This is a genomic window from Lysobacter sp. CC-YZS074, assembly GCF_056739745.1.
The window spans coordinates 2,011,360-2,038,016 of the sequence record NZ_CP200301.1 but is presented as its reverse complement, the minus strand read 5'-3'; the positions used below and the strand labels follow the sequence as shown (position 1 = coordinate 2,038,016).

Annotated in this window: 29 protein-coding genes; 17 read left to right on the top strand and 12 right to left on the bottom strand. The window is 70.0% G+C overall.

Annotation, left to right across the window (positions count from 1 at the left end; translation table 11 throughout):
* Positions 1-181 precede the first annotated feature (181 nt).
* The 3 genes from U8331_RS09220 to U8331_RS09210 all read left to right on the top strand — a co-directional run bounded on the left by U8331_RS09220 (position 182) and on the right by U8331_RS09210 (position 1,895).
* Positions 182-439, top strand: coding sequence for a hypothetical protein (locus tag U8331_RS09220; RefSeq protein WP_481130752.1), 258 nt, complete (start codon positions 182-184; stop codon positions 437-439).
* A gap of 24 nt (positions 440-463) precedes the next feature.
* On the top strand, positions 464-706 hold the full coding sequence (locus U8331_RS09215; protein WP_481130751.1) for a hypothetical protein: 243 nt from the start codon (positions 464-466) through the stop codon (positions 704-706).
* A gap of 229 nt (positions 707-935) precedes the next feature.
* Positions 936-1,895 (top strand): serine hydrolase domain-containing protein, encoded by a 960-nt coding sequence (locus U8331_RS09210; protein WP_481130750.1) that lies wholly within the window; start codon positions 936-938, stop codon positions 1,893-1,895.
* A 23-nt stretch (positions 1,896-1,918) separates the two neighbouring features.
* Here the strand turns inward: U8331_RS09210 and arsN2 are convergent, their stop codons facing one another.
* The 4 genes from arsN2 to U8331_RS09190 are packed head-to-tail and all read right to left on the bottom strand — an operon-like array spanning position 1,919 to position 4,384.
* Positions 1,919-2,506 carry an arsenic resistance N-acetyltransferase ArsN2 gene (arsN2, locus tag U8331_RS09205; protein ID WP_481132940.1) on the bottom strand — a complete coding sequence of 196 codons (588 nt, stop codon included), beginning with the start codon at positions 2,504-2,506 and terminating at the stop codon, positions 1,919-1,921.
* The gene (arsB, locus tag U8331_RS09200; protein WP_481132939.1) at positions 2,395-3,453 is read right to left on the bottom strand and encodes an ACR3 family arsenite efflux transporter; all 1,059 of its coding nucleotides are present in this window, start codon (positions 3,451-3,453) and stop codon (positions 2,395-2,397) included. Before arsB ends, arsN2 begins: the two co-directional genes overlap by 112 nt.
* 34 nt (positions 3,454-3,487) lie before the next feature.
* Entirely contained in the window at positions 3,488-4,015 is a 528-nt protein-coding gene (locus U8331_RS09195; RefSeq protein WP_481130749.1) for an arsenate reductase ArsC, read from the bottom strand.
* A 36-nt stretch (positions 4,016-4,051) separates the two neighbouring features.
* Positions 4,052-4,384 (bottom strand): ArsR/SmtB family transcription factor, encoded by a 333-nt coding sequence (locus tag U8331_RS09190; protein WP_481130748.1) that lies wholly within the window; start codon positions 4,382-4,384, stop codon positions 4,052-4,054.
* 17 nt (positions 4,385-4,401) lie between these two features.
* On the opposite strand from U8331_RS09190, the gene arsH reads away from it, so the two are divergent.
* Positions 4,402-5,124: an arsenical resistance protein ArsH gene (arsH, locus tag U8331_RS09185; RefSeq protein ID WP_481130747.1), complete on the top strand. Its 723-nt coding sequence runs from the start codon at positions 4,402-4,404 to the stop codon at positions 5,122-5,124.
* Between the two features lie 39 nt (positions 5,125-5,163).
* Here arsH and U8331_RS09180 read toward each other — a convergent pair whose 3' ends face one another.
* Both U8331_RS09180 and U8331_RS09175 read right to left on the bottom strand, forming a co-directional pair.
* Entirely contained in the window at positions 5,164-6,192 is a 1,029-nt protein-coding gene (locus U8331_RS09180; protein ID WP_481130746.1) for a sodium:calcium antiporter, read from the bottom strand.
* 114 nt (positions 6,193-6,306) lie between these two features.
* Positions 6,307-6,807 (bottom strand): lipocalin family protein, encoded by a 501-nt coding sequence (locus U8331_RS09175; protein WP_481130745.1) that lies wholly within the window; start codon positions 6,805-6,807, stop codon positions 6,307-6,309.
* A 204-nt stretch (positions 6,808-7,011) separates the two neighbouring features.
* Here U8331_RS09175 and U8331_RS09170 point away from each other — a divergent pair, with 204 nt between their 5' ends.
* Complete coding sequence (locus tag U8331_RS09170; RefSeq protein WP_481130744.1) at positions 7,012-8,217, top strand: TerC family protein; 1,206 nt, start codon at positions 7,012-7,014, stop codon at positions 8,215-8,217.
* 21 nt (positions 8,218-8,238) lie between these two features.
* Here U8331_RS09170 and U8331_RS09165 read toward each other — a convergent pair whose 3' ends face one another.
* A complete protein-coding gene (locus U8331_RS09165; RefSeq protein ID WP_481130743.1) occupies positions 8,239-8,784 on the bottom strand; it encodes a peroxiredoxin in 546 nt (181 codons plus the stop codon).
* A gap of 463 nt (positions 8,785-9,247) precedes the next feature.
* Here U8331_RS09165 and U8331_RS09160 point away from each other — a divergent pair, with 463 nt between their 5' ends.
* The 8 genes from U8331_RS09160 (at position 9,248) to U8331_RS09125 (ending at position 15,871) form a co-directional block, all read left to right on the top strand.
* Positions 9,248-9,670 (top strand): hypothetical protein, encoded by a 423-nt coding sequence (locus U8331_RS09160; protein WP_481130742.1) that lies wholly within the window; start codon positions 9,248-9,250, stop codon positions 9,668-9,670.
* Positions 9,671-9,861: 191 nt separating this feature from the next.
* Entirely contained in the window at positions 9,862-10,212 is a 351-nt protein-coding gene (locus U8331_RS09155) for a VOC family protein (protein WP_481130741.1), read from the top strand.
* 18 nt (positions 10,213-10,230) lie between these two features.
* Positions 10,231-10,836 carry a phosphatase PAP2 family protein gene (locus U8331_RS09150; protein ID WP_481130740.1) on the top strand — a complete coding sequence of 202 codons (606 nt, stop codon included), beginning with the start codon at positions 10,231-10,233 and terminating at the stop codon, positions 10,834-10,836.
* Between the two features lie 90 nt (positions 10,837-10,926).
* The gene (locus U8331_RS09145; RefSeq protein WP_481130739.1) at positions 10,927-11,439 is read left to right on the top strand and encodes a hypothetical protein; all 513 of its coding nucleotides are present in this window, start codon (positions 10,927-10,929) and stop codon (positions 11,437-11,439) included.
* A gap of 147 nt (positions 11,440-11,586) precedes the next feature.
* The gene (locus U8331_RS09140) at positions 11,587-13,710 is read left to right on the top strand and encodes a M13 family metallopeptidase (RefSeq protein ID WP_481130738.1); all 2,124 of its coding nucleotides are present in this window, start codon (positions 11,587-11,589) and stop codon (positions 13,708-13,710) included.
* 256 nt (positions 13,711-13,966) lie between these two features.
* Positions 13,967-14,413 (top strand): BON domain-containing protein, encoded by a 447-nt coding sequence (locus U8331_RS09135; protein ID WP_481130737.1) that lies wholly within the window; start codon positions 13,967-13,969, stop codon positions 14,411-14,413.
* A gap of 51 nt (positions 14,414-14,464) precedes the next feature.
* Positions 14,465-14,659 (top strand): hypothetical protein, encoded by a 195-nt coding sequence (locus U8331_RS09130; protein ID WP_481130736.1) that lies wholly within the window; start codon positions 14,465-14,467, stop codon positions 14,657-14,659.
* A gap of 81 nt (positions 14,660-14,740) precedes the next feature.
* Entirely contained in the window at positions 14,741-15,871 is a 1,131-nt protein-coding gene (locus tag U8331_RS09125) for an HDOD domain-containing protein (protein WP_481130735.1), read from the top strand.
* 10 nt (positions 15,872-15,881) lie between these two features.
* Here U8331_RS09125 and U8331_RS09120 read toward each other — a convergent pair whose 3' ends face one another.
* Positions 15,882-16,166 carry a hypothetical protein gene (locus U8331_RS09120; RefSeq protein WP_481130734.1) on the bottom strand — a complete coding sequence of 95 codons (285 nt, stop codon included), beginning with the start codon at positions 16,164-16,166 and terminating at the stop codon, positions 15,882-15,884.
* 278 nt (positions 16,167-16,444) lie between these two features.
* On the bottom strand, positions 16,445-18,163 hold the full coding sequence (locus tag U8331_RS09115; RefSeq protein ID WP_481130733.1) for a cytochrome c biogenesis protein DipZ: 1,719 nt from the start codon (positions 18,161-18,163) through the stop codon (positions 16,445-16,447).
* 138 nt (positions 18,164-18,301) lie between these two features.
* Here U8331_RS09115 and U8331_RS09110 point away from each other — a divergent pair, with 138 nt between their 5' ends.
* The gene (locus U8331_RS09110) at positions 18,302-19,165 is read left to right on the top strand and encodes a PA4780 family RIO1-like protein kinase (protein WP_481130732.1); all 864 of its coding nucleotides are present in this window, start codon (positions 18,302-18,304) and stop codon (positions 19,163-19,165) included.
* Between the two features lie 90 nt (positions 19,166-19,255).
* On the top strand, positions 19,256-20,605 hold the full coding sequence (locus tag U8331_RS09105; protein ID WP_481130731.1) for a DUF763 domain-containing protein: 1,350 nt from the start codon (positions 19,256-19,258) through the stop codon (positions 20,603-20,605).
* Between the two features lie 36 nt (positions 20,606-20,641).
* Here the strand turns inward: U8331_RS09105 and U8331_RS09100 are convergent, their stop codons facing one another.
* Positions 20,642-21,376, bottom strand: coding sequence for an rRNA pseudouridine synthase (locus U8331_RS09100; protein WP_481130730.1), 735 nt, complete (start codon positions 21,374-21,376; stop codon positions 20,642-20,644).
* A 55-nt stretch (positions 21,377-21,431) separates the two neighbouring features.
* Entirely contained in the window at positions 21,432-23,510 is a 2,079-nt protein-coding gene (locus U8331_RS09095; RefSeq protein ID WP_481130729.1) for a TonB-dependent receptor plug domain-containing protein, read from the bottom strand.
* Between the two features lie 280 nt (positions 23,511-23,790).
* Here U8331_RS09095 and U8331_RS09090 point away from each other — a divergent pair, with 280 nt between their 5' ends.
* A complete protein-coding gene (locus U8331_RS09090; protein ID WP_481130728.1) occupies positions 23,791-23,976 on the top strand; it encodes a hypothetical protein in 186 nt (61 codons plus the stop codon).
* Between the two features lie 96 nt (positions 23,977-24,072).
* Positions 24,073-26,001 (top strand): S9 family peptidase, encoded by a 1,929-nt coding sequence (locus U8331_RS09085; RefSeq protein WP_481130727.1) that lies wholly within the window; start codon positions 24,073-24,075, stop codon positions 25,999-26,001.
* 26 nt (positions 26,002-26,027) lie between these two features.
* On the opposite strand, the gene U8331_RS09080 is transcribed toward U8331_RS09085, so the two are convergent.
* Positions 26,028-26,657 carry a DNA-3-methyladenine glycosylase gene (locus tag U8331_RS09080; protein WP_481130726.1) on the bottom strand — a complete coding sequence of 210 codons (630 nt, stop codon included), beginning with the start codon at positions 26,655-26,657 and terminating at the stop codon, positions 26,028-26,030.

Here is a 26,657-nt window from a genome sequence, read left to right as displayed (position 1 = left end):
TCCGGGCGTTCTGCTCCACCGGCGGAGCGTTTTGCCCGGCGGTCGGAGCAAAAAGGGCTGTCATCGCGGCTTTTTGCTCCGGAGTTGGACAAATTTTGTCCAACCTGGGGGTTCCGTCACTCCGCCGGCGCAAGCCGGGCAGCCGCTCGACCCTGTGACCACCGCGAGCCGGATGGTCGCCATGCCGAACGCGAGCGCGTTGGGGGACGAGGACGCCGCGAAGGCGCACTTCGACGCCGCCGACGCGGACCTGTTGAGGTCGATGAAGGTCGCCGACGCCCGTCGCCCGATCAACCGGGAGGCCGCGCGCGCGGCGGCACGTCAGGTGCCGGGGGTGCGCTCGGTTGCATGGGTGGATCGCCACCACCTGCTGGCCCTGGTGGACGGGCAAGGCCATCGCACCCAGCAGACCATCGACGGCATCTGCCATCGGCTGTAACCGCTGGGTGACACGTTGGCCGTGGTGGTGCACCTGCAGGACGCCACCGCCCGGACTGGCGACGAGCTGGAGACCATTAGCCGCAACTGCCAGTTGAAGCAGGGCGATGCCGCGCTTTTCCAGCGCCCCCGCCAGTTGGATGTGGTGGCGCCCGTGGTTCGCGCTCAGCACAAGGCCGTCAATGCAACCGCGCCGGATGTGGAGGAGTCGCAGCGGCGTGCGGACGAGGCGATGCGCCTGCTGGAAGACAGCACTCCGTCGATGTGAGATCGCGACGACTGTCGGCAGCCAGGCGCGGCGAGTGCAGACCGCGTCACTCGCGTGCCATGCCCGCATGGGCACGCGCCCACGACCCGCTGGCTGCAATCATTGCGGCATGCCACTTACACGAACCCTCGTTCTGCTGCTCGCGTGCCTGGCTGCACCAGCCTGCGGGCAGATGCCCGCGCCGTCAGCTGCCGGCAGCGCCGGCGGTACACAGGCTGAAGACCGCCCCGTGGCGGTGACGGCAGTCCGCACGGATCCGGGACCGGCGGTTGCCGAACTGCTCGATCAGGCCGAGTCGATCCAGCCGCTGAAGGCTGTCGCGGTCGCCCTCGACGGCGAAACCATCGCCGCGCGCGGCTACCGTGGTGCGACGCCGGACACGTCGACCAACATCAAGTCGGCATCCAAAACCGTGGTGTCGGCGCTGGTCGGCATCGCGATCGACAAGGGCGTGCTGGAGGGCGTGGACCAGCCGATCGCGCCGATTCTGCGCGACCAGTTGCCGCCGGACCCGGACCCGCGGCTGGCGCGGGTGACAGTCGGCCACCTGCTGTCGATGCAGGCCGGGCTGGAGCGCACTTCGGGGCCGTACTACGGACGCTGGGTGGGCAGCGACAACTGGGTGCGCGCGGCGCTGGCACGGCCGTTCGTGAACGAGCCGGGTGGGGCGATGCTGTACTCCACCGGCTCCACCCATCTGCTATCTGCGATCCTGACCCGTGCCAGCGGCCGTTCGACGCTGTCACTGGCGCGCGAATGGCTCGGGCCGCAGGACGGCTTCGCGATCACCGCCTGGGAGCGCGACCCGCAGGGCATCCATTTCGGCGGCAACAACATGGCGATGAGCACGCGCTCGCTGCTGGCGTTCGGCGAGCTGTACCGCAACGGCGGGGTGAGCGCGGACGGCGAGCGGTTGCTGTCACCCGGGTGGATCGAAGCCTCGTGGCAGCCGCGCACCCGTTCCCGCTACACCGGCGATGGCTACGGCTACGGCTGGTTCCTGCGCGATTTCGCAGGCGAGCCGGTGGCCTACGCCTGGGGCTACGGCGGGCAGATGCTCTACGTGGTGCCGTCGCTGAAACTGACGGTGGCGATGACTTCCGACGACAGCCAGGCGTCGGCACGCACTGGCCACCGCGACGACCTGCACCGGCTGATGGGCCGGATCATCGAGGCGGTGCGGGGATAAGCGTCCGCACCCCGCAAGAGGGTTCAACGCCCGGGCGGGCTCTGCACGCGCTCGGAAAGCGATACTCGCGCATGCCCCAGGTTCTTGCGCATGAAGTCCGAAGCGGCGGGGCAGAGCCGGCTGAACTGCGAAGTGGCGGCGATGGCCGGCGGCGCCTCGTCGCGTTCCACACGTCGATAGCCGTGGCGCTCGAAGAACCGCGTCGCGGTGGTGGTCAGCAGGTGGAGCGTTTCGATACCGTCCGCCCGGGCCTGCTGCTCCGCGAACTGCAGCAACTCGACCCCGAGACCGGTGCCGCGGTGCGACGGGTGCACCGCCAGCGAGCGCAACAGGGCGGTGTCGCCGTACACCTCCAGTGCGACGCAGCCGGCCGGCTCGCCGCCGATGGTGGCGACGAACAGCCGCAGGGCGGGGTGGTCGTGCAGGTCCCCGGTCGGCAGGCCGGCGTCGGCGAGCAGGGCGGCCAGTGCGGACGTGACGCGCGTGGCGTGGATATCCGTCATGCGCGGGCCTCCCGTTCCGTCGTGGTGCGGGTACGGTCGCCCTCGTACCAGCGCTGCGAGCGGTTGACGATGCGCACCACCGACAGCATCACCGGCACTTCGATCAATACGCCGACCACCGTGGCCAGTGCGGCGCCGGAGTGCACGCCGAACACGCTCACCGCGGTGGCCACGGCCAGTTCGAAGAAGTTGCTGGCGCCGATCAGTGCCGATGGGCCGGCGACGCAGTGGGCCACGCCAAGGCGGCGGTTGAGCAGGTAGGCCAGACCGGAATTGAAGTAGACCTGTATCAGGATCGGTACGGCGAGAATGGCGATGACCAGCGGCTGTCCGATGATCTGCCGGCCCTGGAAGCCGAACAGCAGCACCAGTGTCAGCAGCAAAGCGCCGAGCGAAAACGGCGCAAGCCGCGCCAGCCAGGATTCCAGCAGCGCGGGGCCGCCGCGGCCCAGCAGCCAGCGCCGCAGCACCAGCGCGACCGCCACCGGCACCAGGATGTACAGGCCTACCGACAGCACCAGGGTCGCCCACGGCACGGTGATCGACGACAGCCCCAGCAGCAGCGCGACCAGCGGCGCGAACGCGACCACCATGATCGCGTCGTTGAGGGCGACCTGGCTCAGGGTGAAGTTGGCATCGCCGCGGCACAGGTGGCTCCACACGAACACCATCGCCGTGCAGGGCGCGGCTGCCAACAGGATCAGCCCGGCGATGTAGGAGTCGATCTGCCCCGCCGGCAGCCACGGCGCGAACACGTGGCGCAGGAAGAACCAGCCCAGCAGTGCCATCGAGAACGGTTTGACCGCCCAGTTGATGAAGAGCGTCACGCCGATGCCGCGCCAGTGCCGCCCGACCTGCCCGAGCGCGCCGAAGTCGACCTTCAGCAGCATGGGGATGATCATCAGCCAGATCAGTGCGGCGACCGGCAGGTTGACCTTGGCGACTTCCATCGCGCCCAGCCGCGCGAAGGTGTCGGGCAGCAGGTAGCCCAGGCCGGTGCCGACCACGATGCAAAGCGTCACCCACAGGGTGAGGTAGCGCTCGAAGAAACCGATCCGCGGGGTGTCGGCGGAGGTGGCAGGGACCGCGTCAGACACCGGCGGCGCCTCCAGTGGATTCTGGCTCGGGCTGCACGGAGCCGATACGGTCGAGTGCCTGCTTCAGCGCCTCGCGGTCGGTCCAGGTGTCGGCCGGAATCGCCAGGAAAGCCAGCAGCCGCGCCTTGATGATGCGGTGCGCTTCGGCGAAGGCGACGCGCCTCCCGTCCTCGCTGCCCGTCACCGCCGCCGGGTCGAACAGGCCCCAGTGGGTCCGAATGAAGTCGCCGAACATCACCGGGCAGGTTTCCGCCGCGGCGGCGTCGCACACAGTTACCACCAGGTCCAGCGGCTGCGCACCTGGGCCTGCGAACTCGTCCCACGACTTGCTGCGCACCCCGGCGGTGGCGATGCCTTCGGCGGCCAGTTGCGCGACCGCGACCGGATGGACCGCCCCGGACGGGTGGCTACCGGCGCTGTGCACCTCGAAGCGGTCGCCGGCCCAGGCACGCAGCGTGGCTTCGGCGAGCACGCTGCGGGCGGAGTTGCCGGTGCAGAGGAAGAGGACGCGGGGTTTCATCGGCTCGATGCTCGTCAAGAGGGCGGAAGGGACGGGTCAGCAGGGGCGGCGGCCATTCGCCGCCGGGGCGCAGCCCATGGCCGGCGAGCCCGCGCAGCAGTTGTGGGTCAGGTAACCGATCAGTGCGTCCATCGCAGCGAAGTTGGCGCGGTAGCAGACGTTGCGGCCGCGGCTCTCGCTTTCGGCGAGGCCGGCGGTCACCAGCTCCTTGAGGTGGAATGACAGCGTGGCCCCGGGCACCGACAGGGCCTCGGCGATCTCACCGGGGGTACGCCCCGCGGGCCCCGCCTCCACCAGCAGGCGGAACGCGGCCAGGCGCGTGGCGTGGCCGAGAGCGGTGAGCGCGTGGATGGCGGCTTTCGTTTCCATTGTTCTAGAATATTCGAATGAACAACGAACAACAATCCGCCGCTCTGGACCTCCGGATGCACCCTGCGTCCAGTCCGCTCTTCGACACCCACTTGTTGCCACCGCCCCGCGCCGACGAACTGCGCGCGGCCGGCGATGACCGCCATCCGCCCCGCGTCTTGCTGCTGTACGGGTCGCTGCGGCCGCAGTCCTACAGCCGCAAGCTCGCGCTCGAGGCCGAGCGGGTGCTGCGCCACCTGGGGGCCGAAACCCGGGTGTTCGACCCGCACGACCTGCCGATGCTCGACAGCGTGGGTGCAGGCCACCCGGCGGTGCAGCGGTTGCGCGACTGGTCCCGGTGGTCCGAAGCGCATGTATGGGTGTCGCCCGAGCGCCACGGCACGGTGACCGGCGTGTTCAAGAACCAGATCGACTGGCTGCCACTGGAAGAGGGCGGCGTCCGTCCGACCCAGGGGCGGACGTTGGCCGTGATGCAGGTCTGCGGCGGCTCGCAGTCGTTCAACACGGTCAATACGTTGCGGGTGCTTGGGCGCTGGATGCGGATGGTGGCCATCCCCAACCAGTCGTCGGTGCCGAAGGCGTGGCAGGAGTTCGATGACGACGGTCGGATGAAGCCATCGCCGTACTACGACCGCGTGGTGGACGTGATGGAGGAGCTGGTCAAGTTCACCCTGATGGTGCGCGGACGCGCCGACTACCTGGTGGACCGCTACAGCGAGCGCAGGGCGGCCGCGCGCTAGATGCCGTGGGCGAGGGTCTGTGCCGGAACTGCACGACGCTCACTTCAGGAAATACAGCACCACCACGCCGCCGACGTACGCGGCCAGCACCAGCCAGCTGTCCGGCCCCAGCCGCAGCCAGGTGCGGTCTCGCCGTTCGACCAGTCCGGCCAGGTAGATCAGCGTCACCACCACGCCGAGCAGGGCGCCGAACGCGGCGAAGTTGCCTTGGGTGTCGAGCACCGGCTGGCCCGGCGCGACCGCGTCGATCAGGAAGACCAGCATCAGATCGATGATGTTGGTGCTGAAGATGTCCGCGAAGGCCATGGTGTAGCGGCGGATCCGCACCGCCATGACCACGGTGCTGATTTCCGGCAGCGAGGTGGCGGTGCCGACCAGCGTCATGCCGACGAAGCTCTCGCCCAGCCCGGTCTGCGTGGCCAGCGCGTCGCCGGTGCTCGCCAGCAGCCAGCCGCCGCACATGATGATCCCGCCCATCGCCGCGGTCAGCAGCACCGCGCGGCGCAGGGTGTCCGGCTTGCCTTGCGACTCGGCCGGCCGGGAGGCCGGTTGCGGGATCGCCTTCCAGGTTTCCCGGCGCTTGTAGCGGGCGATCAGCCAGAACATGCCGAGCCCGCCGACCAGCATGCCGGTGGTCCATGCACCGACACCGAACAGTGCGGCGTCGCCGGCGACGACCCCCATGGCGACCGCGATCAGCATCACGCACGAGAAGATGCCCTGCAGCAGCACGGTGGGGCTGGGTACCTGCGAGGTGATCGCCCGGCCGCGCAGCAGCGCATCGCCGACGGCGATGATCACCACCTGCAGCGCCACGCCGCCGAGCAGGTTGCTGACCGCCAGGTCGGCGTTGTCGTCCAGCCCCGCGGTGACCGACACCGCGATCTCCGGCAGCGACGTCACCCCGCCCAGCACGAGCATGCCGACCATCGCCTCGCCCATCCCGGTGAGCTCGGAGATCGCATCGGCGTAGCGGGTCAGGCGTGCGCCGGCCCACCACACCGCCACCGCCGTGGCGATGAAGACGGCGACGTTGAGCCACGGTGACCAGTTCGAAAAATCCGGCATCGCTGTTTCGTCGTTACGGCATGTCCAGGCCCCATCACGCGGGCTGCAACCACCGCGCGTGGCTGCGGCCGCACCGGATGCCGGCGCGGCCGGGCGTCCGCGCCGGCCGAGGCATCAGGCGGTCGAGGCGCCGCTTTGCGGAGTGTCGATCAGGTCGGCCAGGTCGAAGCCCTGCGCACGCGCGGTGTCGAGGTAGTCGCGACGGGTGGCGTCGTCGATGCGCGGCTCACGCGCCAGCAGCCACAGGTACTTGCGGTCGGGGCCGCCGACCAGGGCCACGCGGTAGTCGGGGTCCACCCGCAGCACCCAGTAGTCGCCCTTGGTGAACGGGATCCAGCGCAGCCCGTCGGGCAGGAAGCTCACCTCGAGCTTGCTGTTGTTGCTGCCGGGAACGGGCGTCGCCTCGCCGATCGACTCCTCCGGCTCGCCCCTGCCGTTGCGGGCGCGGTTGGCGACGCGGACCTTGCCGTCGTCCTGCAGCGAGTAGGTGGCGGTGATGTCGGTGTAGTCCGTCGGTTCGTGGCGCATCGGCAGGCGGGCGATCTCGTACCAGGTGCCGAGATAGCGCGGCAGGTCGAGCGCGGGGACGGTGGCGGGTTCGTCGTGGGAGTTCATGCGGGCTCCGGTTGGGGGCGTGGCGCCGGTGTAACCCACGGACGATGAAGGTCGCGGCAGGGCGGCGCCGGGCGACGGCTCGGGGCGGGCCGCTACGGATGCAATGAACTAACGCGCGCCGCAGTAACGTCGGGCCCACGTTCCCAGGAGGCACCCCGATGCGCGTGGCCCCGCCGGCCGCCAGGCCGATGTCCGTGTCCCCGCATGCCCGCGGCGCCTGAGCTCGCGTCCGCGCACGTCCCGCCCACGGTCTGGGCGCTGATGATCGCGCTGGTGGTCGGGCTGCTGCTGTTCGACTACATCTTCCACGTCCGCAAGGCACACGTGCCGGGCCTGCGCGAGGCGGCGGTCTGGTCCGCGCTGTACATCGCCGTGGCGCTGCTGTTCGGCATCGCGGTGGTGGTGTGGGGCCGGGAGGGGATGGGCACGGAGTACTTCGCCGGCTACATCACCGAGAAGGCGCTGTCGGTCGACAACGTGTTCGTGTTCCTGGTGATCCTGTCGAGTTTCCGGGTGCCGCGGCCGTACCAGCAAAAGGTGTTGCTGTTCGGCATCGTATTTTCGCTGATCGCCCGTGGCGGGTTGATCTTCCTGGGCGCGGCACTGATCGAGCGGTTCTCGTGGGTGTTCTACCTGTTCGGCCTGTTGCTGCTGATGACCGCGGGCAACCTGCTCAAGCCACGCTCGGGCGAGCACCACGAGAACATCGTGATGCGGCTGGCGGTGCGCTGGTTTCCCACCAGCGGCCACTACGACGGCCAGAAGCTGTTCACCCGGGAGGCTGGCCGCCGGGTGATGACGCCGCTGATGCTGGTGATGATCGTGATCGGCGGCACGGACGTGCTGTTCGCGCTGGATTCTATCCCCGCCATCTTCGGCCTTACCGAGGATCCGTTCGTGGTGGTCACCGCGACGGCGTTCTCGCTGCTGGGCCTGCGCCAGCTGTACTTCCTGATCGACCACCTGCTCGAGCGGCTGGTGTACCTGTCCTACGGGCTGGCGGTGATCCTGGCCTTCATCGGTGCCAAGCTCATCCTGCATGCGCTGCACGAGAACAACCTGCCTTTCATCAACGACGGCGCGCCGGTCAACGTGATCGAGATCACCACGGCCACGTCGCTCTACGTGATCGGCGCGATCCTGCTGGTAACCGTGATCGCCTCGCTGGCGAGCCGCAAGGGCAAGGCCAAGAGCGCGGTGGCGAACCTGCGCCAGCTCGCCACCGAGTACATGGACCTGGACGACGCGACGTTCGCGGCCGATCGCGAGCAGCTGTACGCGCGGCTGGTCGCCGCCGAGCAGCGCGTTGCCGCGCTCGACGAGGAGCTGCGCCGTTTCATCCCCGACCGTGAGGCGCTGAAGGCCACCCTGGCCCGCGCCCACGCGCGCCACGGGACCGCGGGCTTGTAGGCGGATCGGAGCGGGCGATCCCTACTTTTCCAGCGCCTCCACCGCTGCGAGCATCTCCCGGACATGGCGGTTCGGGTTGAGGTCGGAATACGCGGCGGTGATGGCGCCGTCGGGCGAAATCACGTACGACACCCGGCTGGACCACTCCGGCTTGCGATCGAGCACGGCGTCGTACTCGGCGGCGATCTTCGCGCCCGGGTCGGCGGCGACGGCGAACTTGCCGCCGCAGTAGCGGGTGTCCTCGGAAAACGCGGCCAGCTCGTCGACGTTGCCGGCGGTGACACCGATCACCGTCGCGCCGTGCGCCTTGAACTTCTCCACCGCCTGCGAGAACAGCGATGCCTCCAGGTTGCATCCGGGCGTGTGCGCGGCGGGGAAGAAGTACAGCACCACCGGCCCCTTCGCCAGCGCGTCGGCCAGCTCGAAGGTGAAGGGCTCGCCGGCAAGGTAGGCCGGTGCGCTGAAGTCCGGCGCCGGGTCGCCGGGCGCGAGCTCGGCGGAGGCGGGGCCGGCAGCGAACGCCGTGGCGCACAGGGTGGCGAGGGCGGCAAGCGTCGGGGTCTTCATGGAGCGCTCCTGTACTGGCAAAAAGGGCGAAGTGTCGGGCGAGGCCATGCTACGCCGCTGGCGCGTGGCCTTCCGCGGTGTACGGTCGGGCCAAACCCGAATCATGCTGCCAATAGGGACGTCACTGGAAATACGAACGCTGCTGAGGCGTGCGGTTCACGGCGTTGCCATTCCGCCGTCGATACGGTGACGGTCCAGCCATCGCGAGGACCGCCTCATGTCCCCCATTGCCCGCCCCGGTGCCCACGACCCCCGCGACGTTCCCGGCCAGGTCCCGCACCCCGCACGCGACCCCGTTCCCGACCAGCCGAGGGATCCGGTGCCCGATCGGCCGGTCGACCCCGTTCCCGATCGCCCGGTGGACCCGACCGCGCCTCCGCCGCTGCGGGAGCCGGAAGGCCCGGGGCCGCATCCCGAGCATTGAAAGGTGCATCCTGCGGTCTGTGCAATGGAGGAGAAGCCGATGAACAGGGTGCCCCGATGGTTCACCGCGGTAGCGGCCGGCGCGCTGGTGTGGAACCTGCTCGGCTGTTTCGCGTTCGTGTCGGACCTGCGGCTCGCGCCGGAGCAGGTCGCGGCGATGTCGCCGGAGCTGCAGGCGCTCTATGCGGCGCGGCCGGCGTGGGCGCTGGCGGCGACGGCGGTGGCGGTGTTCGGTGGCGCGCTGGGCTGCATTGGCCTGCTCGTCCGCCGGCGGTGGGCGTATCCCGCATTCCTGCTGTCACTGCTGGGCATTCTGGTACAGGATTTCGGACTGTTCGTGCTGGTCGACGGCGCCACGCTTGCCGGTCCCGGCGCAGTGGTGATGCAGGTGATCGTGCTGGCGGTTGGCATCGCGCTGGCCTGGCTCGGCCGCAGGGCGATCGCGCGCGGCTGGATTTCATAGCCGGAAGGCGACTGCGCCGTGACGGATTGCGACGTGGACAGATGGGAATGCGCCGAAGCGGGATGCGTGCGGAGCTTTGAGCGCGTCGTTCGCCTGCGCCGAATCCGCGAGCGCGGCTGAAGCCGCTCCTACAAAATGCCCGCACCAGGACGAGGGGACAGAATGTACGGAAAGGCTCCGGGGGCAGTGACATGAAAGTACGTCGTATCGTCGCCAACATCGCCACGGCGGATCCCGCGGCCGCGGACGCTTTCTACCGCGATGTGCTGGGACTGGACCTGCTGATGGACCACGGCTGGCTGCGCAGCTTGGGGTCCACGGAGAAGATGACGGTGCAGGTCGGCATCGCCTCGCAGGGCGGCTCCGGTACGCCGGTGCCTGACCTCTCGATCGAGGTCGACGACCTGTCCGGGGTGCTGGCGCGGGTCCGGCGCGCGGGGATCGCCATCGAATACGGACCCGTGGACGAGCCGTGGGGTGTACGTCGCTTCTACGTGCGTGATCCGTTCGGAAAGCTCGTCAATCTGCTCCAGCATCTCTGAGCCGGAGGGCTTCGGCACATGACGAAATCGACTCCGATCAACCAGCGCGTTGCCCGTCTGGCATCGATCCTGATCCACCCCGCGGCGGTGATGGCGATCGCGGCGGCGGTGGCCGCGGGTGCGGGGGACCGCGGCACCGGCGTGTTGTCGCAGGCGCTGGGATTCACGCTGGCGGCGATCTCGGTGGCGATGCTCTACAGCGCCTGGCAGGCGCGCTCGGGGCGGTGGTCGCACATCGATGCCTCGCGCGGGCACGAGCGGTCGCAGCTCAACCGGTTCCTGTCGTGGTTGCTGCTGGGGCTGGCGGCGGTGCTCGTGATCGCGGGGGCGCATCGCGGCATTGCCGCGGCGATCGCCGTGGCGGGTCTCATCTGCTTGATCGCGCACCTGTTGCGGGGCCGCCTCAAGAGCTCGTTGCACGTGGCATTTGCGGTGTTTGCCGCGGGGCTGGTGTGGCCGCATCCGATGGCGTGTACCGGCCTGGTGCTGGCGGCGGCGGTGGTCGCGTGGTCGCGTGTCGTGCTGGGGCGGCACGCGGTGTCGGAGGTGGTCGTCGGCGCGGCCATCGGCGCGTCAGGGGGCGTGTTGTTCCAGCTCGCCGTCCGCGCGCCTGCTTTCGCATGACTGCACACCACGCGCGCTTTACGGGGGCGGGCGCAGGCTGGCGTCCGGGTTCCCGGTAAGCGCCCGCTACCGCTTCACAGGTTGGCCGCCATGGTTTCGCAGGTTATCGACCGCGCCGATCCGCAGGGTGATGCAGCGGCTCCGTCCTGGCGCGATGTGCTGGGACGGGCGGCGGTGTCCGGCACGGTCGCCGCGCTGGCGTCGGGATTGACCGTCGCGCTGCTGGCGCGCCGCCGTACCGGACACCTGGCCAGCGGGCCCAATGCGACCAGCCACGTGCTGTGGGGCGAGTCCGCCGGGGATTGCGACGAGGTCGACCTGCGCCATACCGCGGCGGGCGCGGCGATCCACCACGGCAGTGCGGTGTTCTGGGCGGCGGGATTCGAGTGGCTGCTGGCCAGGCGACGTCCGCCCCATCCGGTGGTCGCGGCGGCGGCGGTCACCACCGTGGCCTACGTGGTCGATTACCACGTGGTGCCGAAGCGGCTCACGCCGGGGTTCGAGCACCACCTGTCGGGACGCGGAATGTGGGGCGTCTATGCCGCACTGGCGGCCGGGATGGCGGTGACGGCGATGCTGCGCAGGCCGCCATCGCGCGTTTGACGTATCCCTGCCGCGGCCTCGGCCGCCGCCGCCGCCGCCGCCCGCGGGCGGGTCGTGCGTCGGCCAACCGCCAACTTCGGACACTGCCTTCCGGGTGCCGGTCGCGGTAAAAGGGAGTGTCGTACACACCGCTTCCGGGGGAACATCTTGAACAAGACACTGCTCAGCCTGGCGACCGTCGTCGCCCTCGGCCTGGCCGCCGCGCCGGCCGCCCAGGCCCACCAGACCTGCGTCGACGACGCCTGCGACACCACCGCGCTGTTCGCCTCGGCCGACCACGCCGGCGGCGGCAGCACCGGCGCGATCGCCGCGAACCGGTTCGGCAGCTGGGGCATCGACACCGCGGGGATGGACGCCAGCGTCGACCCGGGTGCCAACTTCTTCGACTATGTCAACGGCGCCTGGGCCGACCGCACCGAGATCCCGTCGGACCGCTCCAGTTACGGCTCCTTCCTGGTCCTGCGCGACCTGTCCGAGGCCCGCGTGCGCCAGCTGGTCGAGAGCTACCCGCACGGCGACCCGGCCAGCGATGGCGACGCCGCCAAGGTCGCCGCGCTGTACCACGGCTTCCTGGACGAGGCGGCGATCGAGGCGCTCGGCGCCGCGCCGCTGCAGCCGCACCTGGATGCCATCCGCGCGGCGGACGACAAGGAGGCCATAGCCGCGCTGATGGGCCGGTCGAACGGCGGCTTCGGCAGCAGCCTGTTCGGCGCCTACGTGTCCGACGACCAGCGCAACCCCGATACGTACGCGCTCTACCTTAGCCAGGCCCGGCTCGGCCTGGGTGACCGCGAGCTCTACCTCGACGACAAGTTCGCCCCGCAGCGCGAGCGCTACGTCGACTACATCGCGCAGATGCTCGCACTGGCCGGCTGGGACGCGCCGCGCGCCCATGCCGAACAGATCATGGCGATGGAGACCCGGATCGCGCAGGCCCACTGGACCCGCGCCGAGAGCCGCGACCGCGACAAGACCTACAACCCGGGGGCGCTGGCGGAGATCGACGCCTACGCGCCGGGCTTCCCGTGGGCGACGTTCTTCAACGCCGCAGGCGTGGACTACGCCGACCGCGCGGTGATGCGCCAGAACACCGCCATGCCCAGGATCGCGCAGGTGTTCGCCGACGCCGACCTCGACACGCTCAAGGCCTGGCAGGCGTTCCGCACCACCGACAACGCCGCGCCGCTGTTGTCGAAGGCGTTCGTCGATGCCGAGTTCGACTTCCGCAGCCGGTTCATGTCGGGCCAGCCGGAGCAGCGCCCGCGCTGGAAGCGCGCGGTCGCCTACGCCGAGGGTGCTATGGGCGAAGCGATCGGCCGCGATTACGTGAAGCTGTACTTCCCGGCGGACGCCAAGGCCAAGATGGACGACCTGGTCGCCAACGTGAAGGCGGCGATGGGCGCGCGACTGGAGCAGCTGGACTGGATGAGCCCGGCGACCAAGGCCGAGGCGGCGAAGAAGCTCGCCAACTTCGGCCTCAAGATCGGCCATCCCGACACCTGGCGCGACTACAGCGGCCTGCAGGTGGCGAGCGGCGACGTGTTCGGCAACGCCGAGCGCTCGCTCGCGTTCGAATGGGAGCGCGACCGCAAGCGCATCGGCCAGCCGGTCGACGACAGCGAGTGGGGCATGACCCCGCAGACGGTGAACGCCTACTACTCCTCGGTGAAGAACGAGATCGTGTTCCCGGCGGCGATCCTGCAGCCGCCGTTCTTCGACCCGGACGCCGACCCCGCGGTCAACTATGGCGGCATCGGCGGCGTGATCGGCCACGAAATCATCCACGGCTTCGACGACCAGGGCCGCAAGTCCGACGGCAGCGGCCTGCTGCGCGACTGGTGGACCGCCGACGATGCGGCCAAGTTCGAGGTCCAGGCCGAGCGCCTGGGCGCGCAGTACGAGAGCTACGAGTTCGACGGCCTGCCGGGCGTGCACATCAACGGCCGCGCCTCGATGGGCGAGAACATCGGCGACCTCGGCGGCCTGACCATCGCGCTGGAGGCCTACCGCCGCTCGCTGCATGGCGGGGAAGCGCCGGTCATCGACGGCTTCACCGGCGAGCAGCGCCTGTTCATGGGCTGGGCGCAGGTCTGGCGCTCGCTGTACCGCGACGACGCGCTGCGCCAGCAGCTGGTCGGCGACCCGCATTCGCCGGGCCATATCCGTGCCTTCGCCCCGTTGCGCAACATCGATGCGTGGTACGAGGCGTTCAACGTCACCGAGGCCGACCCGCTGTGGATCGCGCCGGAGGAGCGCGTACGGATCTGGTAGCCGCCGGCATGGCCGGAAGTCAGGACGGAAGAACCCCCGGCGACCCCGGGGGTTTTTTCTTGTCGCGGCGGCATCGGGCGCCGCCGGGCGGGCACGAAGTCGTGCGTCTGGACGGGCTTGTCGCGCCACCTTCGCGTGGCCTTATCGGCGCAACCGGCACCATCGGTCCACCTTCGACGGATGTGGCGCTGCAGCCGCATCACCCTGCCGAGGCGCACCCCGCGTGCGCTGCCACTCTCGACCTGCGGAGCCCCACATGAATTCTGTCCTGCGCCTGACCACCGCCTTCGCCGTCGGCATCGCCGCGATGTACTACCTGGACCCGGTCGCCGGCCGCCGCCGCCGCGCGCTGGTCCGCGACCGCGGCGTGTCCGCCTGCCACGACGTGGAGGACTACGCCCGCGCCAAGTCGCGACACGCGCTTGGGCGGGGCCAGGGGCTGCTCGCGCGGGTCCGCTCAGGCCTGGTCAGTGACCCGGTCAGCGACCAGCAGCTGCAGGGGCGCATCCGCACCCGGCTGGGTCGCCTGGTCCAGCAGCCCGGGCTGGTCGATGTCGAGGTGAGCGAAGGCTGCGTGGTGCTGCGCGGCAGTGCGTCGACGGCGGAGATCGAAGAAGCCGTCACCACCATCGCGGCCATGCGCGGCGTGCGCGAGGTCGACAACCAGCTGACCGCGACTCCGTCCGGCGGCGAAGTCCACTGACCGTCGACCAGCCACGCACACCGCGCACCCGCGCGACTACAGGAGGCCGCCATGCGTCCCGACCACCAGAAGCTCAATGCCACCCAGAAGGAAGGCGCCAAGGACGAAGCGAAGGACTTGGCGAACCGTCGCCAGCCTGAAGCCGCGTCCAGGCAGGGCCACGAGCGCGAGGCGAGCGGGCAGGCCCACGTCCGCCGGCTCGACGGCAGCCGGGACGAAAAGGGCGGTCCGCGCTCCAACGGCTGACACTGAGGCGTTGCCGCGCCGCGTGGCGGTCAGCCCCCGGGTGAACGTTAAGATGGCGTTTTTGCCGGGGACGCCATCGCCATGCCGCCATCTTCCGTCGTAGTCGCGGGTTTCGCGGTGCTGCTGGTGGCGGGTGTTTCGCTCGGGTGGATGACGCTGCGCCGCCGTGGCTCGGCGACCGCCGGTTCCGGGCGTGGGCAGGGCGCCGCTTTCGGAACGTCACGGTCGGGCGAGCCGCCGGACACCGCGGGGCTGGCGCGTGATCATGCCGGCGACCACGAGGGGCGCGAGTTGCTGCGTCGCCTGTACGCGGTCGGCACCGAAGGCCGCGCCTTCAGCCACGGCGTCGTGGTGGCGGGCTCGCCCCATGCCGAGATCGTGGCGCGCGCCGTCGGCACGCTGGACCGGATCGATACCCAGCCGCGCTACACCCCGCGCCGTCCACACCTGCTCCCCCAGCTGATGCGCACGGTGAGCGACCCCGACGCGTCGGGCAAGGCGATCGCCGCGATCGCCGGACAGGACCCGGTGCTCGCCGGCAACCTGCTGCGCATCGCCAGCAGCCCGCTGTATTGCGGTCAGTCACGCCCGGTCGAGGACCTCGCCCACGCGGTGGCGATGGTCGGCACCGACGGCTTGCGCCAGCTGATCGCGGTGGCGCTGGTGCAGCCGGTGATGGGCGGTGGCGGCACCGGCCCGTTCCGCCGCCTGGCCGACCTGCTGTGGGAGCACACGCTGCTCTCGGCTGCCGCGGCGGCCGACCACGCGCAGCTGGTCGAGCGCGCGGATGCGTTCTCCGCGCAGCTGGCCGGGCTGACCCATGGCTTGGGCGCTGCCGCGGTCGCCCGGGTGGCGCGCGATCAGTACGGCCGCCGCCCCGCGCTGGCTCCCGACGCCGACGTGGTCCATGCGTTGCTCGATGCCTGGGCGACACCGACCGCGCTGCGCATCGCGGCGAAGTGGGAGTTGTCCGCACACGTCCACCAGGCGCTGGAGGACCAGCAGCAGGAATCGCCCCGCACCGCGCTCGGACGTTCGCTGCGCTTCGGCCGGATGGCCGGTGCGCTGGTCCTGTTGTGCCGTGAAGCGCGGGTGGACGAAGCCGACGCGATGCGCACGCTGGCGCCGTCGGGCGCCGCCGAAACGATCGCCATCATCTGGAAACGCCTGAGCCGCGGCGCCGACGCCCCGGGCGCCCGACCCGGCGAATGAGCAGGCGCCGTCAGCGGCCGTCGGGCGTACCCGCGTCCGGATCGGTGGCGTAGCGCCGGTACTCGTTGTCGTGCACATGGTTCAGTGCGTCCCGCACCTCCGGCGCGAGCCGCTCGACATCGAGTACGACTTTCTTGGAGTGCACGTCGCGCACCGCCGACAGCGGGATCACGAAGTCGCCGGCGTTCTGGATGTTGATCACCAGCTCGGCTTCACGCACCTCGCGCACGCCCGCCACGCCCATTTCGCCGTCGGCGACGAACACCATGAAGCCTTCCTCGATCTGATCGCGCATTGTCGGTTCCTGTGTGGGGGCGGCTGGCGTGCATGTGGCTGGCATGTAGCCGGTTTGCAGGTAGTCGGCATGCATGACCGGCATGGGTTCGATGATCTGCGGCGTGTCGTCGCCGGTGGGTGAAGCCGTTCGGCGTGCGCGGATGGGCAAGTCTTGTAGGAGCGACATCCGTCGTGGCCCGCCGAACGGTGGAGCGATGTACAGGTCGCGACTGACGTCGCTCCTACAAAGGCCCGCGAGCCTGCATGTAACGCAGAGCACGCCCCGAGCCATTCCCGTCACCCGAACGTGAACGCATAGGCGCGCACGCCTGGGTCGAGGAAGGTGATCTCGAACAGGCGCTCGCCGCTGCCGTCGGCCTGGCGCACCAGCTGGTAGAGCCGCTCTCCGGTGACCACGCCGTAGCCGTCGGGGTCGACGTCGATGCCCGCGTCCGCGCCCGGTGGCCGGCCGTCCAGGGTGACCCGGAACCGCACCGGCTCGCCTGCCGGGCCGGGCCCGAGCACGAGATGCAGGTCGCGGCCGCGGAAGCGGTAGGTGATGCCGCCGCCGGCGCGGTCGAGTGCCGCGTGCTCCGCGCGGACGGTCCAGCGGCCCTCCAGCGCCCACTGGTGGACCTGCAGCGACCGGGGCGCCTCGTAGTCGGCCGGCTGGCCGCGAACGATCCGGTCCCCGGCGAAATGCGCGATCCGTGCATGGCCGAGGTAGGTTTCCGGCGATCGGTTGAAATCGCCGGAGTCCGGCGCCTCCGCGCCTTCGCCGCGCTCTCCGACGTAGCCGCCGGGCAGGCCGGTGGCGCCGGCTTCGACCAGCAGGCGCCGGATCACGTCCTCGCTCTGGCGGTACTCGCCCTCGCCGAAGTGGTGGTGACGGATGCGGCCCTGCGTATCGATGAAGTAGTGCGCCGGCCAATAGCGGTTGTCGAAGCCGCGCCAGATGGCGAAGTCGTTGTCCAGCGCGACCGGGTAGTCGATGCCGAGATCCTCGACCGCGTCGGCGACGTTATCCGGGTCCTTCTCGAACGCGAACTCCGGCGCGTGCACGCCCGCCACCACCAGGCCGTGGTCGCGGTACCTGGCGGCCCAGCCGCGCACGTAGGGCAGGGCACGCAGGCAGTTGATGCAGGAGTAGGTCCAGAAATCGACCAGCACCACCCGGCCGCGCAACGCGGACGCCGTCAGCGGCGGACTGTTGAGCCAGCCGGTGGCACCGGCCAGCGACGGCATCCGCCCTTCCACCGGCAACGGCTCGCCGGGCGCGGGCGGAGGTGCGGACGGCGCCGGGGGCGGCTGCACGGCGTCGAGCAGTTTCTGTTCGACGATCCCGGTGCTGGCCAGTGACAGCCGCGCCAGCCAACCGGTATCCAGGCCAAGCGCGATCGCCGCCACACCGGCCAGGACCAGCACGCCCAAGCCCCGCCGCAGCCATTCGCCCGCACTCAGCGAGCGCTTCATCGCTTCGAACACCCGTCCACCGAGCAGCAACGCGAACGCCAGCGAGGTCACCGCGCCGGCGGCATAGGTGAGCAGCAACAGCGTGGTCTGCACGCTGGCACCGTTGAGTGCCGCCGCGGTCAACAGCAGCCCGAGAATCGGCCCCGCGCACGGCGCCCACAGCAGGCCGGTCGCGATGCCGAGCCCGGCGGCGGACCACGGTGAACCATCGTCCGCCTTCCGCGACAGCCGGTAGCCGAGCGCCACGAACGGCCGGCTGATCCATTCGGCCAGGCGCGGCCACACCAGCGTCAGCCCCAGCAGCGCCAGCACGGCCATCGCAATCAGGCGGCCATACTCGTTGACCTGTATCGCCCAGCCGCCGCCGACCGCCGCCAGCGTCGCCACCACGGCGAAGGTCACCGCCATGCCCAGCAGCATCGGCAACCCGCTGGTGGCGAACGGACGGTCGGCGCGCGCGAACACGAACGGCAGCACCGGCAGGATGCACGGGCTGATGATGGTCAGGACGCCGCCGAGATAGGCGAGCAACAGGATGAGCACGGCGCCTCCCTGGGCGGGGAAATGGGGCCGCCGGCGCGGCGGCTGAACGCGCGCAGCCCGCGTCGGGCCGCGGACCACGCCGACAGTGCGAAGATACGCGCCTCGCCGCGTCGACACCGCGGCCCATCCCAGGACTCCATGAAGACCCCCACCGGCCTGCAGGCGCTGATCGACGACGGCGTGATCGACGAGGTGTTGCGACCGCTCAAGAGCGGCAAGGAGGCGGCGGTCTACGTGGTGCGCAGCGGCGACGACGTGCGCTGCGCCAAGGTCTACAAGGACATGGCGCAGCGCAGCTTCCAGCAGCGGGTGCAGTACCAGGAAGGCCGCAAGGTGCGGGGCAGCCGCGAGGCACGGGCGATCGGCAAGGCGACCCGATACGGTCGCAAGCAGCAGGAAGCCGCCTGGAAGAACGCCGAGGTCGACGCGCTCTACCAGCTGCGCGACGCCGGCGTGCGGGTGCCGGAGCCGCACGGCTACTTCAATGGCGTGCTGGTGATGGAGCTGGTGAGCGACGCCGGGGGATTCGCCGCGCCACGCCTGGGCGAAGTGGAGCTCGAGCCGGGGCAGGCCCGCGAGTTCCACCGCGTGCTGGTGCGGCAGGTCGTGCGGATGCTGTGCTGCGGGCTGATCCACGGCGACCTGTCGCCCTACAACGTGCTGGTCGGGCCCGACGGCCCGGTGGTGATCGACTTCCCGCAGGTGGTGAGCGCGGCCGGCAACAACGCCGCCCGCACGATGCTGCTGCGCGACGTCAACAACCTCACCGCGTATCTGGGCCGGTTCGCCCCGGAACTGTTCGACACCTGGTTCGGCGAGGAGATGTGGGCGCTGTTCGAGGCCGGTGACCTGCAGCCGGACACACCGCTCACCGGCCGGTTCGTCCGCGACGAGCGCCGGGTCGACCTGGACAGCGTGCGCGATGCGATCAACGACGCCCGCGAGGAAGCGCTGATCCGCCAGCAGGGCCGCGAGGCGGCGGCGGAGGACGACGGCCGCTAGTGCGTCCCGGGCGGCGGCCCGGCGCCCGGCCGTCTCAAGGATGAGACGTCGCCCTGCGATCATCCGGACTGCTTTCGTGGAGCCTGAACGATGACCCGACGCGCCGGGAGCGCCGACCTGCCGTTGCACGGCGGACGCGTGCCGCGCTGGCTGGCCGACCGGATGACCCGGCTCGGCGCGGTCATGTCGCAGGCGATCGTCCACGAGTACGGCCGCGACGAACTGCTGCGGCGGCTGGCGCACCCGTTCTGGTTCCAGTCCTTCGGCGCGGTAATGGGGATGGACTGGCACTCCTCGGGCATCACCACCAGCGTGATCGGCGCGCTGAAGCGTGGCCTGACCCCGCTGTCGGGCGAACTCGGCATCCATGTATGCGGCGGGCGCGGGCGCCACTCGCGCGCCACCCCGGGTGAACTGGTCGCGATCGGCGAACGGGTCGGCTTCGACGGCACCGCGCTGGCGGCCGCCAGCCGCTTGGTTGCCAAGGTCGACAGTGCGGCGGTGCAGGACGGCTTCGACCTGTACCTGCACGGCTTCATCGTCAGCGACGACGGCCGCTGGGTGGTCGTGCAGCAGGGCATGGACGGCGACCGCAAGCAGGCGCGGCGCTACCACTGGTTGTCGGAAGACCTGAAGAGCTTCGTCGACGACCCGCACGCGGCGGTGGAGGGGCCGGGGCAGGGCCGCATCGTCAACCTGGCGGACCGCCGGGCGAAAGCTTCGCGCGAGGCGCAGGTCGAATTGCTGCAGGCGCTGGGGCCGGACGGGATCACCCGCGAGTTCGGAAAGATCGAGCGTCAGGACGGGTTATCCGCGGGCACGTCGCGGAATGTCACGCAACCGGTCGACGAGTCGCCCCAGCTCACCCTGCTACCGCACCTGTCGATGCCCGACCACCACGACGTGCGTGGCAGCGACATCGTGACCCGGCGCCTGCACGGCAACCTCGCCGCCGCAACCGAGAACGGCCCGCGCGACTTCACCGAACTGCTGCAGGTACCCGGCGTCGGCGCCCGCACCGTGCGCGCGCTGGCGATGGTGGCCGAGGTGCTGCACGGCGCGCCGTGCCGCTTCACCGACCCGGCCCGGTTCTCGCTGGCGCACGGCGGCAAGGACCGGCACCCGTTCCCGGTGCCGACGCGTGTCTATGACCGCACCATCAGCGTGCTCAAGTCCGCCGTCGAGAACGCGAAACTCGGGCGCGAAGAGCAACTCGCGGCGATCAGGCGCTTGGACGAGCAGGCACGCCGGCTGGAGCGCCATGCCACCGGCCCGTCGGTGGAGGCATTGATCGAAGAGGAGCGGCGGCAGTCGCACGCCTACGGCGGGCGCAGCATCTTCGGTTGGGAGCCGCCCACCGACACGGATTTGCAGTCCGCTGCACCGGTTGTCGGCGAACCGGGCTTTCCCGCCACTCCCGCGCAGAGGCGAGCCCGCTGACGACGATCGGCTGATCCGGCAGCCGCGGTACCGCGGTCAGAACTTCTCCCCGACCGGCAGGTAGCGCCACTCGCCCACGGGCATCTTCGCCAGCGGAATGCGCCCGATCCGCAGCCGCCGGATCGCGACCACGTCCAGCCCCACCTCGCCGCACATGTGGCGCAGCTGGCCGGGTTGCACGTTCTTGATCGCGAACCGCAGGCGGATCTCGTTCTGCCAGCTGACCTTGCACGGCGGCAATGCGCGGCTGCGGTAGTGCAGGCCATGGGCGAGGCGCTTCATGCCGTACGGACGCAGCTCGCCGTCGACTTCGACCAGGAACTCCTGCTCGATCTGCGCGTAGTCCTCGGTCAGGCGCCGCCGTACCCGGCCGTCCTGGCTCAGCACGACCAGCCCGCTCGCGTCCGTGTCCAGCGGCATCAACGGCGCCAGGTGCTGGAAGTGGCGCTTCAGCACGCGCACGCCCGACAGGTCCCCTTCGGTATGGGCGGCGGGCGTGACCAGCGCCGCGGTGGCGGCCAAGTCAAGGCCGGCAGGCTTGTGCAACAGCATCGTGGCCGGCTCGATCGGTTCCAGGTGCGCACCGTCGGCCAGCTCCACCCGTTGCGTGGTGATCGTCGCCTGTGGCTCTTCCACCACCTCGCCGTCCACCCGCACCCAGCCGCCGGCGATGTACTGCTGCGCTTCGGCGCGCGAGCAGCCGGTCAATTCGGCAACATGCCTATCAAGGCGGGGCCGATCGGGGCGGGTGGAAGCATTGGGGTCGGACATGGGAGGGCTCGGCAACACGGGTGCCGAGTGTAAAGAAACCCGGCGGCGTCGTTCCTCAGAACCGTCCCGACACCGAGAACGAGAAGATCGGGCCGATGCGGCGGTCGCGGGCTTCGTAGTAGTCGACCGGGCCGGTGCGGCGGTCGACGAACACCGTGCGGTCCCACATGCTCATCGCGTCGCCCTGGTTGCCGGCGGTGGCGCGCAGGGTAACCCCCCGCAGGTTCTTCCGCTCGACGAACACGCTCGCCCACACCGGGCCTTCCCACACCCGGCCGACTTCGGTGAGCCGGTAGTCCAGGGCGTAGTACTCGTAGGTGAGGTTGCCACCCCACGCCCAGTCGGTGCCGGGGACGTCGTGACGCAGCGAGAGCTCGCCCAGCCGCAGCAACTCGTTGCTGATATGGCGCGAGGCGCCGGTGAGCGGGTCGTCGACGCGGCTGTCCTGCCACTGGAACCGTGCGTCGAGCTTCGCGCCGCGCCAGCCGAGCGGGTCCAGCTGGAGGGTGCTCTTCCACTCGATGCCGTACAGCGTCGCCTGGTCGAGGTTGCCGGGGCTTTCGCCGGTCTCGCCGATCGGAATGGTGTCGACGATGTCGTCGATGCGCTGGCCGTAGACACGGACGCTGGCGTTGCCGTAGCGGCCCAGGTCGCGCACCGCCTCCAGGTCCAGCTCCCAGCTCTGCTGCGGAACGAGGTCGGGGTTGCCGGCGTTTTCCTGTTCGTCGGCCAGGTCGACCGAGGCCATGAAGTCGTAGAAGTCCAGTTGGCCGACGCGACGCTGCAGCTTCATGTTGATGTCCAGCTGCGGCGTCGCCTCCCACGCCAGCGACAGTGAGCCCTTTGGCCGGGTGAAGGCGCGGCTCAGCCCGCCCGCGCCGACCTGCCGAATCCGCGAGTGCTCGCCGCCGGCCGACACCTGGAGAGTGGTGCGGGACGAGAGCGGGCGGCCGTAGCTGGCCATGAGCTCGTAGCGGTCCTCCTCCACCGTGGCGGTACCGCCCGGCAGCGGCACCTCGTCGAACCCGCCGTCGGTGCCGAGCGTGTACAGATGGGCGACGTTGTCCAGGCTGTTGAACGCGCCCTCGGCGGACACCTGCCAGTCCGCCACGCCGACTTTCCAGCGGTATTCGGCGCGGGCGATGCGCTCCTTCTCCTCGCTGACGCGGGCATAGCGGCTGCCCGTCGCCGGAGTGCCGCCGTCGTCGGTGCGGGTGACCACCGTTTCCGAAACCGGCGAATGCGCGAAGCGGTGCAGGCCAATGAGTTTCAGCTGTCCGGCACCCAGCCCGAACTGGTAGTCGCCACCGACTTCGTGGTTGTAGCCGCCTTCCTCCACCTGCACGCGCCGGGTGCGGTCGGGGAGGTCCGGCCCGGTGCGCGTGCCGTCCTCGACGTAGTCATAGTAGATGCGCTGGTAGGACGCATTGAGGTTGCCTGCGCTGCCGGTCGGCCGGGTCCATGCCATTCGGCCGCTGACGGTCGGGGCGTCGAATTCGCCGGTCCACACGTCGTCTCGGTACTCGACGAACTGGCGCGCGGCGTCGTGGATGCGCGTAGCGCCGCCGGCGCCGCTGTGGCTGGCGCCGTTCTCCAGCGCCAGCGTGTAGTCGAAGGCGCCGCGCGCCACGCTGGCGGACACCTCGCCACGGGTGAGCAGCGGGTCGGTGTAGTACGAGCGGAACTCCGGGCGCCAGGCCCATTGGCCGCTGACCCCGGCCGCACGCGCGACCACGTTGGCGACCTGGCCCGAAAGCCCCGGAATGTCGAGCGTCGCACCGTCGACGATCTCGATGCGCAGCACGTTGTCGGCCGGAATACGGCTCAGCTCGGCAAGCACGTCATTGGATTTGCCCGACAGCCGCTGACCGTTGATGAGCACGTTGCCGGTGGCCTGACCCAGACCGCGTTCCTCCAGTGCTTCGCGGATGACGAAGCCGGGCACCTGCTCGAGCATGTCGAGGGCGTTGCGCGGCGCGTAACGGCTGAAGTCCTCCGGCGCGTAGGTGCGCGTCTCCTGCACGCCCGCAGGCGTCGGCGCCGCGGCGACCGGCACCTGCTGCGCGAGGGCGGTGGCCAGCGACAGCGGCAGGGCTGCAACGGAAAGCGCGAAGCGCCGGGCAAGACGAGCCATTTGCGGATCCCCAGGTAGTGAGTGGCCCGGGACCGCACGTCGGAACGGGCGGCTCGGGACCGGCCCGCCGTGCGGACCTGTGACTGGGACGCGGCTTGGCGGCCGACGGTTTAAAGCCGTCGCGCAGTTGAAGCGTGCCGGCAACGGATGCAGCTCGACGGCGCCTGGATGGATGTTGGGTGAACCCTTCAGCGAGCGCGCCATCGTTTCACACGGACCTGATCTCGCGAGGCGCTTTCTATCGGTGCCGGAGCACCGGCATTCCCTTCAGGAGTTCGTGATGAATAACAACAATCAGAACAATCGCAACGAGCAGAACAACCGTCAGGAAGGCCAGAACCAGCAGAACCAGCAGAACCGCCAGGAAGGCCAAAACCAGCAGAACCAACAGAACCAGCAGAACCAGCAGAACCAGCAGAACCGCGAGAACGAGCAGGAGCGGCAGAACCGACGCGAAGAGCGTTGATTCATGCCCTGTGCGCATGACGCGCACTGTGCTTTGACGACGAGCGCCCCCGGTTAGCCAGGGGCGTTTCTTTATGACCATGGAACTGCCCGCACGATGAAGCCTTTTTCGTCCGACGATCTCTTTCTGCACCGAACGCTGCAGGCGCTGCAGGGTTCGTCCGCCCACAACCAAGCCGCGTTCGTCGTTTCGCGCCCGATGAAGGAGAGCGACAGCTACGAGGCGGTCGCGTGGTCGCTGGACCCGTCGAGCGGCGAGGCGCCGCGATCGCTGACCTCGCCGGCGTTCAACGCCAAGTCGCCGGCATTGGATCCGCACGGGCAGCAACTGGCGTTCCTGTCCAAGCGCGACGGTGAAAGCCTGCAGGTCCAGTTGCTGCGGCTCGATGGAGGTGAGGCGCGGCAGCTCACCCACTCGGAGCACACGTTGCAGGCCATCGAAATGTGGTCGCCCGACGGCGGGCGGCTGCTGGTTACCACCAAGGTGCCGTGGGCCGAGGACGAGGCCGACGACAAGAGCATCACCAGGGACCGTCCGTGGGTGGTCACGTTCCTGCCTTACAAGCTCGACGGCTCCGGTCCGCTGGTCGGGCATCGCGACATCCTGCTGGAGGTGGACGCGAAGAGCAGCAAAGAGCGGGTGCTGGTGGAGGGCGACTTCGATGTCCGTTCGGCGCAGTGGTCGCCCGATGGCAAATCGCTGGCGTTCGTGCGCAATCGCTCCGGCACCCAGCGCCACCTGCAGGATCTCTGGATCGCCGACGCCGATGGCGGCGACGCCCGGCAGGTGACCCATGAGGAGGTGAGCATCAGCGGTATCCGCTGGTCGCCGGATGGGACGTCGATCGCGTTCGGCGGCAGTCGCCGGGAGGGCGATTCGATGATCCACCTGTGCCTGCTCGATGTCGAAAGCGGCGAAGTGTCGCGTCCGGCAGGCAAGGAGCTGCAGCTGGAAGGCAGCCACATCGTCTGGCACCCCGACGGCGACCGCGTGGCGCTTGTCGCGGCGCGACGCGGCCTGCACCAGGTGGTGGTGGTCGATATCGCCAGCGGCGACGTCGAGCGGGTCGACTCCGGCCTGCGCCACGCCTCGGGCCTGTGCGCCAGCGGTGACCGGCTGGTCTTCGTCTCGGCCAGCGTGCGCCACCCGGAAGAGGTGTATTCGGTCACCTGGGACGGCCGCGACGAGCGTCGCCACAGTGCGTTCAATCGCGATTGGTTCGAGGACCGCGCGCGGCCGCGTGTCGACAAGCGCACGTTCAAGGTGCCCGACGGCGATGGTGGCACCGAGGAAATCGACGCGTGGGTGCTGCTGCCGGCTGAAGGCGACGGCCCGTTCCCGGTGCTGCTGGATTTCCACGGCGGGCCGCAGAGCGATGTGCTGATCGACTATGCCGCCCACGTCTACTGGTACGACCTGTGCTCGAACGGCTGGGCGGTGGTGGCCGCCAACGCGGTGGGGTCGGGCGGCTACGGCGTGGAGTTCGCCCGGCGCATGTGCGGATGCTGGGGCGAGCTCGACCTGCCGCAGCACCTGGCGATCCTCGACACATTGCAGGAGGAGGGCACCGCCAGCGATCGCCTTGCCTGCACCGGCAAGTCCTACGGCGGCTATCTGGCCGCGTGGGCCATCGGCCACAGTGAGCGCTTCAAGGCGGCGGTGATCAGTGCACCGGTCGCCAATCTGGAATCGCATACCGGCACGTCCGACACCGGCTATTACGTGGGGCCGTACGCGATGGACGGCGAGATCACCGAGGTGCGCGAGCGCTACCACGACCTCTCGCCGATCGAGTACTGCCACGGCAGCACCGCGGCGACCCTGCTGCTGCAGGGCGAAAAGGACGAGCGGTGTCCGCTGGGACAGGCGGAGGAGGTCTTCGCCAACCTGATCCGCTGCGCGAAAGCCACCACCCGGATGGTGGTCTATCCGGGCGCCAGCCACAAAATGGCCGGCACCGGCAAGCCGAGCCATCGCGTCGACTACCACCGGCGACTCGCCGCCTGGGTGCGGGAGCAGACGTAGCGGGGCCGGCTCCCCGGCAACGTCCGTCAGCGGCGCGACACGCTCGGGCTGCCGGCGACGTACCACCGCCATGGCGCGTCCGCGGCACGCGAGATGCCGATGCGCGTGGCCACCACCGGTGAGGCGGGCGGCGGCATGCCGTCGTCGAGCACGCGGTACGCGCCTTCGACCAGGTCGATGCCGTCATGCACGCCGGTGATACCCATCGCCTGCGCGAGCCGGGCCGGGCCGCTGCACAGGTCGCGGTCGCGCTTGGCGGCCGGGCGCGCGGCGTACATCTGGTCCAGGCCGTGCAGCGGTTCGAGCGCGCGGAACAGGACGGCAACGCCCTCGTGGGTTGCGCCGCAGACCGCGTTCGCGCACCAGTGCATGCCGTAGGTGAAGTAGACATACAGGTGCCCGGGCGGGCCGAACATGGTGGCGTTGCGCGCGGTCCGGCCGCGATACGAGTGCGACGCGGGGTCGATGGCGCCGCAGTACGCCTCGACTTCGACGATCCGCCCGGCGCGCCCGTCGGGCCCGACCAGCACCTTGTTCAGCAGCGCGGGTGCGAGTTCGCGCGCGTCGCGCCGGTAGAACTCGCGCGGCAGCGTAGGCGAGGCCTGCACCAACGCCGATGGGTGGGCCGTGGGCAGATCGTCGCCGGGTCCGGTCAT

What these genes read in the sequence shown, in the direction of transcription:
- U8331_RS09085 (WP_481130727.1), top strand. Translation starts at nt 24,073, where the DNA reads ATGAAGCCTTTTTCGTCCGACGATCTCTTTCTGCACCGAACGCTGCAG.
- U8331_RS09175 (WP_481130745.1), bottom strand. Translation starts at nt 6,807, where the DNA reads ATGAACTCCCACGACGAACCCGCCACCGTCCCCGCGCTCGACCTGCCG.
- arsH (WP_481130747.1), top strand. Translation starts at nt 4,402, where the DNA reads ATGAACAACGAACAACAATCCGCCGCTCTGGACCTCCGGATGCACCCT.
- U8331_RS09190 (WP_481130748.1), bottom strand. Translation starts at nt 4,384, where the DNA reads ATGGAAACGAAAGCCGCCATCCACGCGCTCACCGCTCTCGGCCACGCC.
- U8331_RS09130 (WP_481130736.1), top strand. Translation starts at nt 14,465, where the DNA reads ATGCGTCCCGACCACCAGAAGCTCAATGCCACCCAGAAGGAAGGCGCC.
- U8331_RS09110 (WP_481130732.1), top strand. Translation starts at nt 18,302, where the DNA reads ATGAAGACCCCCACCGGCCTGCAGGCGCTGATCGACGACGGCGTGATC.
- U8331_RS09160 (WP_481130742.1), top strand. Translation starts at nt 9,248, where the DNA reads ATGAACAGGGTGCCCCGATGGTTCACCGCGGTAGCGGCCGGCGCGCTG.
- U8331_RS09180 (WP_481130746.1), bottom strand. Translation starts at nt 6,192, where the DNA reads ATGCCGGATTTTTCGAACTGGTCACCGTGGCTCAACGTCGCCGTCTTC.
- U8331_RS09135 (WP_481130737.1), top strand. Translation starts at nt 13,967, where the DNA reads ATGAATTCTGTCCTGCGCCTGACCACCGCCTTCGCCGTCGGCATCGCC.
- U8331_RS09220 (WP_481130752.1), top strand. Translation starts at nt 182, where the DNA reads ATGCCGAACGCGAGCGCGTTGGGGGACGAGGACGCCGCGAAGGCGCAC.
- U8331_RS09095 (WP_481130729.1), bottom strand. Translation starts at nt 23,510, where the DNA reads ATGGCTCGTCTTGCCCGGCGCTTCGCGCTTTCCGTTGCAGCCCTGCCG.
- U8331_RS09145 (WP_481130739.1), top strand. Translation starts at nt 10,927, where the DNA reads ATGGTTTCGCAGGTTATCGACCGCGCCGATCCGCAGGGTGATGCAGCG.
- U8331_RS09090 (WP_481130728.1), top strand. Translation starts at nt 23,791, where the DNA reads ATGAATAACAACAATCAGAACAATCGCAACGAGCAGAACAACCGTCAG.
- U8331_RS09195 (WP_481130749.1), bottom strand. Translation starts at nt 4,015, where the DNA reads ATGAAACCCCGCGTCCTCTTCCTCTGCACCGGCAACTCCGCCCGCAGC.
- U8331_RS09125 (WP_481130735.1), top strand. Translation starts at nt 14,741, where the DNA reads ATGCCGCCATCTTCCGTCGTAGTCGCGGGTTTCGCGGTGCTGCTGGTG.
- U8331_RS09080 (WP_481130726.1), bottom strand. Translation starts at nt 26,657, where the DNA reads ATGACCGGACCCGGCGACGATCTGCCCACGGCCCACCCATCGGCGTTG.
- U8331_RS09165 (WP_481130743.1), bottom strand. Translation starts at nt 8,784, where the DNA reads ATGAAGACCCCGACGCTTGCCGCCCTCGCCACCCTGTGCGCCACGGCG.
- U8331_RS09170 (WP_481130744.1), top strand. Translation starts at nt 7,012, where the DNA reads ATGCCCGCGGCGCCTGAGCTCGCGTCCGCGCACGTCCCGCCCACGGTC.
- U8331_RS09105 (WP_481130731.1), top strand. Translation starts at nt 19,256, where the DNA reads ATGACCCGACGCGCCGGGAGCGCCGACCTGCCGTTGCACGGCGGACGC.
- U8331_RS09120 (WP_481130734.1), bottom strand. Translation starts at nt 16,166, where the DNA reads ATGCGCGATCAGATCGAGGAAGGCTTCATGGTGTTCGTCGCCGACGGC.
- U8331_RS09155 (WP_481130741.1), top strand. Translation starts at nt 9,862, where the DNA reads ATGAAAGTACGTCGTATCGTCGCCAACATCGCCACGGCGGATCCCGCG.
- U8331_RS09100 (WP_481130730.1), bottom strand. Translation starts at nt 21,376, where the DNA reads ATGTCCGACCCCAATGCTTCCACCCGCCCCGATCGGCCCCGCCTTGAT.
- U8331_RS09150 (WP_481130740.1), top strand. Translation starts at nt 10,231, where the DNA reads ATGACGAAATCGACTCCGATCAACCAGCGCGTTGCCCGTCTGGCATCG.